At 45.6% G+C, this 14,016-nt stretch carries 11 protein-coding genes; 4 read left to right on the top strand and 7 right to left on the bottom strand.

What is annotated here, in order from left to right; genetic code table 11:
* Positions 1-4: 4 nt before the first annotated feature.
* The 3 genes from mfd (at position 5) to OH460_RS05505 (ending at position 4,992) form a co-directional block, all read left to right on the top strand.
* Positions 5-3,466 (top strand): transcription-repair coupling factor, encoded by a 3,462-nt coding sequence (mfd, locus tag OH460_RS05515; protein WP_269995816.1) that lies wholly within the window; start codon positions 5-7, stop codon positions 3,464-3,466.
* Between the two features lie 63 nt (positions 3,467-3,529).
* Positions 3,530-4,294 carry a peptidoglycan binding protein CsiV gene (locus OH460_RS05510; RefSeq protein WP_269995813.1) on the top strand — a complete coding sequence of 255 codons (765 nt, stop codon included), beginning with the start codon at positions 3,530-3,532 and terminating at the stop codon, positions 4,292-4,294.
* A gap of 152 nt (positions 4,295-4,446) precedes the next feature.
* On the top strand, positions 4,447-4,992 hold the full coding sequence (locus OH460_RS05505) for a GNAT family N-acetyltransferase (protein WP_269995811.1): 546 nt from the start codon (positions 4,447-4,449) through the stop codon (positions 4,990-4,992).
* 119 nt (positions 4,993-5,111) lie between these two features.
* Here the strand turns inward: OH460_RS05505 and OH460_RS05500 are convergent, their stop codons facing one another.
* The 7 genes from OH460_RS05500 to hinT form a co-directional block, all read right to left on the bottom strand.
* Positions 5,112-6,401, bottom strand: coding sequence for an NAD(P)/FAD-dependent oxidoreductase (locus OH460_RS05500; protein WP_061031794.1), 1,290 nt, complete (start codon positions 6,399-6,401; stop codon positions 5,112-5,114).
* A gap of 488 nt (positions 6,402-6,889) precedes the next feature.
* Positions 6,890-7,429 carry an alpha/beta hydrolase YcfP gene (gene ycfP, locus OH460_RS05495; RefSeq protein WP_048658279.1) on the bottom strand — a complete coding sequence of 180 codons (540 nt, stop codon included), beginning with the start codon at positions 7,427-7,429 and terminating at the stop codon, positions 6,890-6,892.
* A gap of 108 nt (positions 7,430-7,537) precedes the next feature.
* Entirely contained in the window at positions 7,538-8,392 is an 855-nt protein-coding gene (locus OH460_RS05490) for a phosphotransferase (protein WP_269995804.1), read from the bottom strand.
* Between the two features lie 154 nt (positions 8,393-8,546).
* Positions 8,547-9,137 (bottom strand): penicillin-binding protein activator LpoB, encoded by a 591-nt coding sequence (gene lpoB / locus OH460_RS05485; protein WP_269995802.1) that lies wholly within the window; start codon positions 9,135-9,137, stop codon positions 8,547-8,549.
* A 121-nt stretch (positions 9,138-9,258) separates the two neighbouring features.
* Complete coding sequence (locus OH460_RS05480; RefSeq protein ID WP_004741950.1) at positions 9,259-9,642, bottom strand: YcfL family protein; 384 nt, start codon at positions 9,640-9,642, stop codon at positions 9,259-9,261.
* On the bottom strand, positions 9,642-11,033 hold the full coding sequence (locus OH460_RS05475) for a COG3014 family protein (RefSeq protein WP_269995799.1): 1,392 nt from the start codon (positions 11,031-11,033) through the stop codon (positions 9,642-9,644). Before OH460_RS05475 ends, OH460_RS05480 begins: the two co-directional genes overlap by 1 nt.
* 310 nt (positions 11,034-11,343) lie before the next feature.
* Positions 11,344-11,694 (bottom strand): purine nucleoside phosphoramidase, encoded by a 351-nt coding sequence (gene hinT / locus OH460_RS05470; RefSeq protein ID WP_004736268.1) that lies wholly within the window; start codon positions 11,692-11,694, stop codon positions 11,344-11,346.
* Between the two features lie 276 nt (positions 11,695-11,970).
* Between hinT and OH460_RS05465 the strand changes: the two genes are divergently transcribed.
* Entirely contained in the window at positions 11,971-13,962 is a 1,992-nt protein-coding gene (locus tag OH460_RS05465; RefSeq protein WP_061031797.1) for a methyl-accepting chemotaxis protein, read from the top strand.
* Positions 13,963-14,016: the final 54 nt, after the last annotated feature.

Raw genomic sequence — 14,016 nt, 5'->3', positions numbered from 1 at the left:
TAACATGACCAAACAATCTATTTTTACCCTACCTACCCTCAAAGGAGCTGGTGACAAAAAGCACATTGGTAACCTAGTGGGTTCATCTCTCGCTCTGGCCATTGCTAAACTCGCAGAGCAACACAACAGTCATACTGTACTTGCTGTGCCAGATCCACAAATCGCACTCAAGCTGCAATCTGAAATTGAACAGTTTACGGCGAGCGAAGTAGCGCTATTCCCAGACTGGGAAACCCTGCCTTACGACAGTTTCTCACCGCACCAAGAGATCATATCAGATCGTATCGCGCGCCTTTATGCCTTGCCGACATTAAAAGACGGCATCACGATCGTACCGATTAGCACCCTACTTCAGCGCCAATCACCGCGTGACTTCTTGCTACAGCACACTCTAATGGTGAAAACTGGTGATCTTTATTCACTAGAGAAGCTGCGTTTGCAGCTTGAAAAGTCTGGCTATCGTTACGTTGATCAAGTATTTGGCCCAGGTGAGTACGCGAGCCGTGGCTCTATTCTTGACCTGTTCCCGATGGGCAGCAAAGACCCTTACCGTATCGACTTCTTCGATGATGAGATCGACACCATCCGAACCTTCGATCCAGAGAACCAACGTTCTATCGAAGACATCTCTGAAATTCGACTCTTACCAGCTCACGAGTTTCCAACCTCGGAAACAGCGATCGAAGATTTCCGTATTCGTTGGCGCCAACAGTTTGATGCCCGCCGTGAACCAGAATCGGTTTACATGCAGGTATCTAAAGGGACGTGGCCCGCTGGTATTGAGTACTGGCAACCTCTATTCTTCGATCATACAGAAACACTGTTTGACTATGTTGCCGATGAAACGCAACTCTTGGTTCTTGGTGATGTAGAAACCGCTGTTGATTCTTTCCTTGCTGATGTCGCTCATCGATACGACCAACGTGGGGTCGATCCATTACGTCCTCTATTAGCACCAGAACAGCTTTGGCTGAAAAAAGACGAACTGTTCGCACACTTCAAGCAAAAGCCACAGGTCAATCTGAGCTTAGAGTCTATTGAAGAGAAAGCTGGACGCATCAACCTTCCGGTTACGTCACTGCCTGACCTAAGTGTTCAACACCAAAACAAAGAGCCTTTGGCAAACCTAAGAAAATTCACTGAAGCCTTCGATGGCAAAGTTGTTTTTTCGGTTGAGTCAGAGGGTCGCCGTGAAGCATTGAGCGAACTACTTCGCGGTATAAAAGTACGACCAAACGAAGTTGAAAACCTCAATGCAGCCGTTAAGGCCAAAGACAAGTTCAGCTTGATCCTAGGTTCAGCTGAGCACGGTTTTGTTCACGAAGAGAAGAACATCGCGCTTATCTGTGAAAGCGACTTGCTTGGCGATCGAGTTGTTCAACGTCGTAAGAAAGATAAGAAAAGCGTTAATAGCGACACCGTTATCCGCCACCTTGCGGAGCTAAAACCAGGTCAACCTGTTGTGCACATTGACCACGGTATTGGTCGCTACATCGGCTTGCAAACCCTCGAAGCCGGTGGCATGAAAACCGAATACGTGACACTTGAGTACCAAAACGACGCCAAGCTGTACGTGCCCGTTGCGTCTTTGAACCTTATTGGACGTTACTCTGGTGGCGCCGAAGAGTCTGCACCGCTACACAAACTAGGTGGTGAGGCGTGGCAAAAAGCGCGTAAGCGTGCCGCTGAAAAAGTACGTGACGTTGCTGCAGAGCTGCTGGATGTTTACGCCAAGCGTGAGCTTAAACCTGGCTATAAATTTGTTTTAGATCGCGGGCAATACGCAACCTTCAAATCTGGCTTCCCATTTGAAGAAACCGATGACCAAGCGATGGCAATCAATGCAGTGATGTCTGACATGTGCCAAGCAAAAGCCATGGACCGCCTAGTGTGTGGTGATGTTGGTTTTGGTAAAACAGAAGTCGCAATGCGCGCGGCATTCGTGTGTACCGATAACAGCAAACAAGTAGCGGTTCTGGTTCCGACTACCTTACTTGCTCAACAACACTTCGAAAACTTCCGAGACCGTTTCGCCAATTTACCGATCCGTGTTGAAGTGCTTTCTCGATTCAAGTCAGCGAAAGAGCAAAAAGCGATCATGCAAGATGTCGCGGACGGCAAGGTTGATATCCTAGTCGGTACTCACAAACTGCTCTCTAGTGATATCCAGTTCAAAGACCTTGGTTTACTGATCGTTGATGAAGAACACCGCTTTGGTGTACGTCAGAAAGAGAAAGTAAAAGCAATGCGTGCCGATGTCGACATCCTAACGCTGACTGCGACCCCAATCCCAAGAACACTCAACATGGCGATGAGTGGGATGCGTGACCTATCGATCATTGCAACGCCACCAGCACGACGCTTAGCTATCAAAACCTTTGTTCGTCAAAGTGACGATGCGGTGGTAAGAGAAGCAGTACTTCGTGAAATCATGCGTGGTGGTCAGGTTTACTTCCTGCACAATCAAGTCGATACCATTGAGAAAACCGCAGAGTCATTACAAAAGCTGATTCCGGAAGCGCGGGTAACGGTCGCTCACGGTCAAATGCGAGAGCGCGAACTAGAACGCATCATGAACGACTTCTACCACCAACGCTTTAACTTGTTGGTGTGTACCACCATCATCGAAACCGGTATCGATGTTCCGACAGCCAATACCATCTTGATGGACCGAGCCGACAACCTTGGTCTAGCTCAGCTTCACCAATTGCGTGGTCGTGTGGGTCGTTCTCACCACCAAGCTTATGCGTACCTACTGACGCCACATCCGAAGGCGATGACCAAAGACGCAATTAAACGCTTAGACGCGATTGCCTCTCTGGAAGACTTGGGCGCAGGCTTCACTCTCGCAACACACGATTTAGAGATTCGTGGTGCCGGTGAGCTATTGGGTGATGAACAGAGTGGTCAAATCCAATCTGTCGGCTTCACGCTATACATGGAGATGCTAGAGCAAGCGGTTGAGGCCTTGAAAGAAGGTCGAGAGCCGTCACTTGATGATCTGCTACGTGAGCAAACTGAGATTGAGATGCGCATCCCAGCACTATTACCAGATGACTACATTCCAGACATCAACACACGCTTATCAACATACAAACGTATTGCGAGTGTGAGTGACACAGATGAACTTGCGGAGCTGAAAGTCGAGCTTATCGACCGCTTCGGTATTCTTCCTGATGCAACCAAGAACTTATTATCGGTTTCCGAGCTTAAGTTAGCGGCTGCATCTATCAAAGCGAAGAAAATTGAAGCGCACGATAAAGGCGGATTTATCGAATTCTACCCGGATGCTGACATAAACCCGAACTACCTTGTTAAACTGTTGCAATCTCAACCGCAAAAGTTTTCAATGGAAGGACCAACTAAGTTCAAGTTTACGATACCATTGGTCGACAGACGGAAACGAATTCAATTTGTTAGTGATTTATTGGGCGAATTCAGACAGAACTTGCTGCCTTCAGCTTAAAGCCCAACCCACTTGCACATATAATTTATCCAGCCGGTAGTGCGGCTGGAAAACGGAGTAAAAATGAAAAGACTGATCCCACTGCTACTATTGTTCGTCTCACTGCCAAGTTTGGCGCAGAGACAATTTGATATAGAAGTGATCATTTTCAAACGCGCAGTTGATGCAGAGAAGGTGAACGAGTCTTGGCCTAACACCCAGCCAAAGATTTCACTTGAGCGCGTTGGCTCATTTCAAGATACCCAATACCGAGCAAATAAAGGTGTGCAAATGCTTCCTTACTCGGAATACAAATTAACACCTCAGAAAGATAAGCTACGTAAACATGCAGGCTTTGAAGTTCTGATGCACACGGCTTGGCGTCAAGGCGATCAAGGCAAGAGCTCAGCACCTGTTTTCCACATTCAAGCAGGTAAAGACTTCTCTAAACAGTTCAATGCTGACGGCTCTGAAAAAGGCGCGGTTACCGCAAGTGCTGATGGCTTCCAAGAAGAGACCATCGACAAGCCGCTTTATGAACTAGACGGCAAGCTACAAATCTATGTTCAGCACTACCTATACGCTGAAACCACTCTAGATTTGAAAGCACCAAGCGTTCGTGAAGTCACGCTGCAAGAACAGCAAATTGAACTCGACTCTCCAGTAAGCGGTGCAGAAAGCAATGTTCAGGTGGGCAACCTAACCGAGATTTCACCGACCGTTCAAGTAGAAGAGTTCCTTAAGAGCTACCGTATGGACCAAAAACGTCGTATGCGTAGTACAGAAACTCACTACCTTGACCACCCGCTTCTTGGCATAGTGATTCAAGTCCGTCGTGTTGCTCAATAAGCGGTTCTAGTGATATAGCGACTAAGCTGGTTACTCTACTCGCGATCTCGCTATACTCATATTAATCACTCAAAACGCCCTCCATTGTGAGGGCGTTTTATTAAGTGCTGGCTACTTTCAGCAGGTACTTACAAATTTAATTGGTACGCCCTATGAGCCCCGACTTCCAGATCAATACTCAAAACCTTAGCCTAAGAATTATTGAGCCTTCTGACGCTCACGAGTTTTCTCAACTGATCAAGTCTTCCCCTAGCTTACTGCCGTGGGTCGATTGGTGTCATGATCGGTTCTCTATTGCAGAAGCTGAGAAGTTCATTCTGGCAACTCGCCTAAACTGGGTGAAAGCCGATGCGTTTGGCTTTGGTATTTTTGAGCGAAAAAGCGATAAGCTGGTCGGCATGGTAGCCATCAATGAGCTTTACCACACCTTTAACATGGCGAGTTTAGGGTATTGGGTTGGCGACCAATTTCAGAGAAAAGGCATTGCAAAAGAAGCGATGTTGGCTCTGTTTGAATTTTGCTTTGCGCAGCTCAAGCTAACGCGTTTAGAGATAGTCTGTGATACCGAAAACCTACCGAGCCAAAAGCTCATAGAGAAGTGCGGCGCAGAGCGAGAAACCATTGCCAAAAATCGATTCATCTTCAACGGTAAACCAAAAGATGGGGTCGTTTACTCAGTACTGCCACCGGTGGCTTAGCAATCATCAACAAGGCAGCCACTTAACTGACACGATCAAAAAAGAGCTCCGAAGAGCTCTTTTTTACTATCAGCGTTAAGCATTTTGAAAGCTTAACTCTTCTTCGAAAAGCTAGCTAATTAGTGAAGCTTTAGATTTGGACGTAGAACACGGTTGATACGGCCAACCAACATCATTAGTGACGTCTTGATGATTCCGTGAAGCGCCATCTGGTGCATGCGGTACAAAGAGATGTAAACCACGCGAGCAATACGACCTTCAACCATCATCGAACCTTTAGTCAGGTTACCCATCAAGCTACCTACCGTAGAGAAACGGCTTAGTGATACTAGTGAGCCTTTATCTTTGTAGATGTAATCTTTCAGGTCACGACCGTTCAGCTTAGCAATGATATTGCTGAATGCGCAGCTTGCCATTTGGTGAGCCGCTTGAGCACGAGGTGGAACAAAAGAACCATCCGCTTGTGTACATTGCGCCAAGTCACCGATAGCAAAGATGTTGTCATCAAGCGTCGTTTGCAGCGTGTTTTTCACAACCAGTTGGTTGATACGGTTAGTTTCAAGACCACCAATATCTTTCATGAAGTCAGGCGCTTTAATACCTGCTGCCCATACCATGATTTGAGCAGGGATTTTGTCGCCATCTTTCGTTGTTAGGCCATCAGCATCGGCTTGCGTGACCATAGTATTGGTACGAACGTTCACACCAAGCTTAGTTAGCTCAGAGTGCGCAGCGCTTGAAATACGAGGAGGAAGAGCAGGAAGAATACGCTCGCCCGCTTCCACTAGGTTTACGTTTAGCTTGCTTGAATCTAGGTCACCAAAACCGTATGTACGAAGCTCTTTCACAGCGTTGTGGAGCTCAGCCGACAGCTCAACACCAGTAGCACCCGCACCAACAATCGCGATGTCTACCGTACCCTGACCATTCTTAGCGTGCAGCTTTAAGAACTGGTTGTTCATTTCAGTACGGAAGCGGTGAGCTTGTTCTGGGCTATCAAGGAAAATACAGTTATCACGAACGCCTGGAGTGTTGAAATCATTAGACGTTGAACCTAGTGCCATAACCAGAATATCGTATTCAAGCTCGCGGCTTGGCATTAACAGCTCACCGTGCTCATCTTTCAGTTCGCTAAGTGCAATCACTTTACGCTCACGATCGATGTCGTTCAGGCTGCCCATTTGGAAATCGAAGTAATGGTTTTTTGCGTGTGCGCGGTAGCTCAATGCATCAACGCCTTCATCTAGAGAACCAGTTGCTACTTCATGAAGCAATGGCTTCCATAGGTGGCTTGCTTTACGGTCTACCAGAGTGATCTGGGCACGCTTTTTACGACCTAAAGTGCGGCCTAGCTTAGTTGCTAGTTCTAAACCACCAGCACCGCCGCCTACTACGATAATTTTTGTCACAATGACAATCCTCTACAAAATGAATAAATAGGGTTCGGCTCGATTACTCCAACCGATAAATTCTATGTATCTACTCGGCCTTTAAATAAGGCTGTGACATATTGGATAACCGCGAAAAAGAAGAACGACAGCTCACCGAGTAGTTAGAGGGGCTACAAGCAACAAACATCCGTTTATCGCCTTACTCACATGGATAAAAAAGGTGACAACCTTAGAGGTAGTACACAAATAATGGGCAAGTTTTATCACTCGCTCTCAATTTTTTTTGATATTTATCAAAATATTTTGCTTTGGAACATTATATATAGCAAAAAGATGACCGCAACTAAAATCCTTACCCACAATGAGGATTCGAAGCTAAATAGTTAACGTTTGCGTAAACTTGTCAACATAGCCGCTACGACAGCATCATCAATAGTAACCTTTGCTATACAGATACAAAAAAGCAGCACTCAATGAGTACTGCTTTTATAAAAATAGTGGGATGATTAAGCGTTTTTAAATGCTTTCATCGCTTGGAGATGTTGAGAGATTTTTTTGAACTTGTGACTCTCTTTCTCATCCCAGATTACATCGTAGTAATCTTCAAGTGCTGCAGCTGTTTTGCTATTGTCGTGAATTTCATCTTCACGAGAAAGCACCACAAGACAACGACCTTTGTTTTTCATGCGGTACTGTTCAACACACTTAGTCGCAATATCTTCGTACTCTTCAGGACGATCAATTCGGCCTACCATGTTGTTCTCAGGTTGCAGGTTCGGGTTGAAAATTACCTGCTTAATACCACACAAGAAACCAATACGCTCAGACCAAAAACCACCTAAGCCAACACCACAAATAATTGGATGTGGATCATCTGATTGCTCTATCACTTTGTGCACCTCTTTTAGCAGGTGCTGCATATCGTGTTTTGGATGCAAAGTACTGTAGTTGATGAAACGAACGTCATCATCAATGAATTGCAACTGCAGTATCTTTTCGTGATTGCCCGGGCTTGTTGAGTCGAAGCCGTGAAGATAGATAATCATTGTACCTCCCCCATTGAATATTGGTACGTTTTGATCAATCTAACACGAAAAACAAGGTTTTAAAGGGAAGACCATCGAAATTATATTTTTCACTTCCTAAACGTGATCCTAGCTACAGAAAGTGTGACTCAGAGCCTCTGCTTCACGCAGATAACTTTCATCTCCCCACAGTTGATGAGCGAGCAAATACCACAACATTGCCATCATTCGACTTCGTGGTAACCACGCTTCTACACCATCCAGCCAAGGCTGAACATCGTGAATGCCGCGCAGCTGACAATACTTTTCAACCGTTTCTTGCACCGGGGCATCTGCGACTGAAATGGTTAAGGTTAGATCTAATCTAGGGTCAGCAATTGCCGCGTATTCCCAATCAATGATTTTAATCCCACCGCTGTTCTTCACTAGGTTGTAACCGCCCAGATCAAAGTGACATAAGGAAAGCTCAACACTCGGAATACTCGGTGTTGTCCGCCACTCTTTATAAATGGAACTGTAGGCTTCGGTCTTATGAACCGCATCAAGCTGAAGCCAATAATGGTCTACTCGCGCTGTAAAGCTGAACGGCTTAAGTGGTAACCGTGCGGTGTTAACCAAATGCACAGAGATAAGCGTTTTCAATAGGTCATCAATATCTAAACCTTCATAGAGCGTATCCCCGGCAACCCATTCAACCAATAAGCCCTGCTCATTCACCACTACCGGGCTTGGTCCAATACCAAGACGCTCGATGGCAGACAACACTTGGTACTCTTCATAACGAGAAATAAAGAAGGCGTTGGTAATCGGTGTAATCGGACGCCACACGTATTCAGCGCCATCAGCAGAAACCAGCTTCCAACATCGGTTAGTCAGACCACCGGTAAGTGTCTGCGCCTTCACTGGCGGCGGCGAAAAATAGCCATCAAGCGAAATCAAACTGGTATCAAGAAGCTTCGCCTCAGACCAAGAAAAAATTGCCATTGCTCATTCCCTATAAACGTCTTCGTTTCCCTACAAAAAAAAGACACTGACCAAAGCCAGTGCCTTCAAATATCAGCACATCATGTACTGAATTGGCGTGTGACCAAGCTATTCACTTTCAATAGTAAGTGTCATAGTTGGCAGTTAAGCGAAATTAAAGACCTAGTAGGCTCTTAGATTGCTGCTTACGGATTTCAGTCTCGTCAGCCCACTCGATCAAGCCAGACTCAAGGTCCATCAGACGCATGGTCATTTTGTAGTACACGTCTTCGTCGCTACCCGCTTTCTTAACGATGCTTGATAGGTTGCCGTACAGCATGTACTGAGCACCAACCATCTTACCGAACTGAATCGCAGAGCTTTGGTTCACTAGCTCATCGTTGTTTTGGAAGTTTAGTTGGTCACGAACAGACTCTACACGGTCCATATCAACGAAACGGAACTTACCAGAGTTCAGCATTTTAGTACTGATTGTGTCAGTGATTGACTCAGTATCGATGTGCTCACTTGTTTTGTTCTTGATTCGCTCTACGAACACGATTGGACGCTGATCACGAGTAATGTAAGACACTGAACCAGAAGCCATCATGCTATCAACCATCTCACCAGCAATAGTTTGAAGGTCAGTTGAACCGAAATCGATTGTCGTGGTTTCTACTGCTTGTGCATCACCGTAGCTTACCTTGTTCGAACAACCGCCTAAAATAACCGCTAAGCCTATTAGCGCAATGACACTCTTTTTCATGATGTTTCCTCAACTTATCATTGAGTGGGGTTACCCACACTCTTAAATTTTATCTGTGCGAATCAATTCGCTTTTCAGCGCTAGTCGATATTAACCGCGCCAGTTCTAACTGAATCTGTTACTACTGCTCTCGGAACTGAACTCGGAACTGAGTTGCTTTCGGGTTTACCGATACTTCCGACAACGAAATGCTTTCAAAGCCACGTACAATCGCTTGCTTCCAAGGTCCTTGTTTCAAGTTGACCTCAAGTCCAGCATCGTCGTACCAATAGAAACGATAAAGGATGTGTTGGTCACCTTTATAGTTACTGTTTAAGCGGACAATACCTCGAGTGTGACCATCAATCTGATCGGTACGGATATCTTCAACTTGTAAACGGCTGCCCAATACATTGTCGCCAAAGAATACGTTCTGAGTCAGACTATCAACCCTTACGCCAGCTGTATTATCAGCACAACCAGCCAGAGCCATAACCGCTGCTAAGCTCACTAACCACTTTTTCATTACAGCCTCCCTAGCTGTTTATGCCACATTGTTGCGTTGTTTCCTTGTCGAGAAATCCATACCAGAGTGGTCTGCCCTTCTCGAATATCAAAATCGTAGGTTTTAGCACCCGCTTCCAAAGTATATTGACCGCTGTTTGCTACAAACGTACTGCTCTTAATCTCAGCTGGTAATGATTGCCAACTGCGAGTGTCTGGTTGCTCTGTCAGCGTGTTCCACACATTGAACAAAATGTTTCCAACATCATCACCCTTTGTTGCCTCTTTACGAATGCGGTCTTTTGCGACCACACGTAGCGCTTGGCGAATAACAATGCTCGTCATACGCTCAGACAGATCGTTCTGAGCCATGGCGTTGACGTCAGTGATCAAATGCTCTTGTAGCGGTTGCCCACTGATTCGTAACGGAGAAAAACGCTCTACGTTCTGACTTGGGTAATATGGCAGCGCAAGAGAGTATATTGCTCCCTGATCTCGACTGTCATAAACAGGTAAATCTAATCGCCAACTGTCCATTGCTTGAACAGCACTCTGCTCTTGAAGAACAATCACGCGCCCTTGACCGCTACTTAGCTTAGACGACTGCTTGTAACGCTTCTCAAGTGTGGCCAAATCCTGTCGCATACCTAAGCGTGCGGCCGTTGCCATGGTTCTGTCGATAATCTCTTGGTTATCAGGCATCACCGCCAATGCGCGTCGATAATCGACATAAGCACTGTTAAGGTCGTTTGAAGCATCATAAAGCAGACCCGATAAAAACATCAGATAAGCGTTTTGCACTGACTGCAGCTTTTTACCCGCATCTGGGTAATTCGCGAGAATACTGCCGACATTGGCAGACAGCCCCTGCTTCTTCGCATCGTTGGCGGCTCTTTCTAGCTCGGCCTCACGCTGCTTTTTCGCTTGCTCTTGAACTTGATTGGCACGACGCATTTCGATCACCGCACCTTCTAAATCGTTTTTCTTTAAATAGTTTAAGCCGAGATAAAGGTGAAGAAAGCCTAACTCGTAATCCGGCGGCACATACTCGGTAATGTTGTCATTCACAGCCAATGCACCCACACTGGTTGCACTGTCTGAGATAGAGATGACGGCTTTTCTCTGCTGCTCGGTAACAGCCTGATCCGCCGCTTCAAACGAAGACTTACTCTCTGGGTACTTTTGATCCAACAGATTGATTCTGCCTCTCTCAAAATTATCGAGAATATCGCCTGCTGCGTAATCTGGTAACTCTTGTTGAGCCTCTGAATAATCTCCAGATTTAACAGCTTGGTAGATACTTTTATTTTGTGCGCTGTAATGACTGAACAGGTTACCTGCAGACATACTCGCGCATCCCGCGGTCAGCGCCGATAGTAGGGCAATGGAAGCGAATCTAAACTGTTGCTTCACTTATCGTCTCCGTGCATGTTTAAAATGCCAACTTTATTATGGTCTGCTGACCTTTCGTGGTGAAATCAGCTCGAAAGCTCAACAGACCCTAGTCTCATTATCAAAACGAAACGTGCTGTAAAAAGGATCTCAAGCAAGTAAATCCTTGCTTCATCGGGCTCTGGCTAAGCAAAGCCGATATTCAGACAACAGATAACAATTAAAGTTGGCATACAAACAACAAATTTTCCAACTTGTTGTTTGTGTTAATTAACTCATTAACTTTCTAGTTCGTTCATTGACTATTTTGTTAATTCGTTAACTTATTTGATTAGCTCATCAGTAAAGGGCCAAGCGGACGGCCACCAACTAAGTGCATGTGGATGTGGTAAACCTCTTGGCCACCATGAGAGTTACAGTTCACGATAAGACGGTAACCATCCTCTGCGATACCCTCTTCTTTTGCTAGCTTACGAGCAACTGTAAACATGCGCCCCATCATTGCTTCGTCTTCCACTTCAACATCGTTGGTCGTTGGAATAAGCTTATTAGGGATAATTAGGATGTGGCTAGGCGCACGTGGGTTGATGTCACGAAACGCTGTCACTAAATCGTCTTGGTATAGCAGATCTGCTGGAATTTCTTTGTTAATGATCTTACTAAAGATGGTTTCTTCAGCCATGTTTTTCTCCGATAAAACATTTACTTTTTAGTGCTTTGAGTATGCGCTATGCCGCTACAAACCACAATAAACCTGCTTTAAAGCTTAATAAAAAACACCGTTCAAATCAAAGAAAACTAGCCTAAGCTCTCAAGAATGGCATGTTGATTATAACTGAGGGTTATTTTTGCTGTGTGCGTCATAAAATGCGCAAGCGGAGCTCAATAGAATGCTGACAATTTTGTTAGTTTTACTTTGACCTGACATTAGGTCTGCATTTTATTTAGGGAGAAAGCCATGAAGGGATCTGTGATCAAGCGTATGTACGCTGGTTTCGCACTGATCATCATCATGTTCGCAGTCACGATAACCATCATGATGAACAGCATGAATCAGATACACAGCAATTTTGAGAGTGTCTCAGAAACCTCTTTACCGCTTGTTGCGCTTTCCAATCAAACAAGTGTCCAATTGCTTTCGGCAGATAAGTCATTCAAAGATTTCTTAACCACACAAAACACTGAACGCATGTCTGCAATGCGCACAGAGTTTGCTGCATCACAAAACGCTTTTTCAGAAGTCCTTGGTAATCTAGAAGCGGCAAGCCAAAACAACACCTCACTCATCGAACGCATTACTCAGCTAAGAGCCATGGAAGAACGCTACTTTGCTGAAGCAGATGAAGCGATGAACAACTACGTCGCGATGTTTGAAGCGCAAGAGCAAGTACAAAAAGCATCACGTGATTTCCAACGCCTACACTCAGAATTGACCGTTGGCATGAAAGAGTACGTTGCCGATCAGAAGAGCATCTCTGTGAAAGTCATGGCGAAAAGCTACTTCATCAAACTGCAAGATGCAGAAGTGATCACATCAGACGCACTCGCGAGCTCAGATGTGGCATTCGTACAAAAAGCCGTAAACCAAAATAAGAAAGCCGTTACTCACCTAAACTACGCCTACCGTGGTTTGGCAACACAGCTACCTGCTCTTAAGAATGTATTCGATGAATCGGTTCAGAAATTCACCAAAGACGTAGGCCAAAAAGGCGGTGTTCTTGATAAGCACAACAACTACCTACAAGCGAAGCAAGCCCTGTATGTAAACATCGCCAATCTAGCGGTTGAAGTAGACCAAGCGATGGCCGTGTTAGACTCATTCAACGTGACAGCCGAAGAACAACTCAACTCTTCATTGGCAGACGCGAGCAGCATTTACGACAAAGGCCTATTCAACGCGATTGCCATCGGAGTGGTTGTAACACTATTTGCGGCAGCGATTGGCTACCACATTGCTCACAGTGTAAGAGAGCCACTAACGCGCATCCTTAAAACACTAGAAGGCCTGACAGAAGGCGACATGACACAGCGCATCGACATTCGTTACAACAACGAATTCAGCCGCGTGAGTGGTCACATCAACACCTTAGCCGATAACCTACACAATATTCTTGTAAAGCTTAACGATGCGTCAGATGACCTAACCAAAACAGCAAGCGTCAACCAGAAAACCTCTTCAGAGACACAGGCTCAACTGAACAGCCAGCGTGAACAAACAGCGACAGTAGCGACTGCGATGACAGAGATGTCTCACTCTGTACAAGAAGTGGCGAATAGCGCACAAAGCTCTTTGACTATGGTTCAACAAGTCGAGACGGCTTCTGAGTCGGGTCGTCAGATCATGAACACCAACATCAGCACCATCAACCAACTGGAAACTCGCCTAACCGAGTCGGTAAGTGCGGTGGGTGAACTGCAGCAGATGAGTAGCCAAATTGGCTCAATCCTAGACGTAATTCGCGGCATTGCAGAACAGACGAACCTACTCGCACTGAATGCAGCAATTGAAGCAGCGCGTGCCGGTGAGCAAGGTCGTGGTTTTGCAGTCGTTGCCGATGAGGTTCGTGTGTTAGCGCAGAAAACAACGCAATCTACAGCTGAAATCGAAACCATGATCAGCAACCTACAATCCAGCTCGAAAACCGCAAGTAACGTTATCGAAAGCTGTATGAGTGATATGGACATGTCGGTACAACAAGCATCGAATGCCAATAGTGCAATGGAAGAGATTCAAGCCTTGATTCTAGAAATCAGCCATATGAGTACCCACATCTCTCAAGCTGCTGCTGAACAGAGTGAAACCTCGGGTGATATTGCGCGTAATATTGAAGACATTAACCACATCGCCGACGCCAGTTACCAAGCGATGTCATCAATAGCTGAAGCGAGCCAAAACCTAACGATTCTCGCAAATCAACAAGGGGATTTGGTTCATCAATTTAAGCTATAGATAAATGATGAAACCATAGATATTTGGTGAGATTGTTGGGACTTCTTACCCAAT

It is taken from the genome of Vibrio sp. Makdt, assembly GCF_027587015.1.
GTDB classification, from domain to species: Bacteria; Pseudomonadota; Gammaproteobacteria; order Enterobacterales; family Vibrionaceae; genus Vibrio; species Vibrio chagasii_B.
The sequence above is the reverse complement of the archived record's forward strand: the minus strand, read 5'-3'. Positions and strand labels throughout refer to the sequence as shown.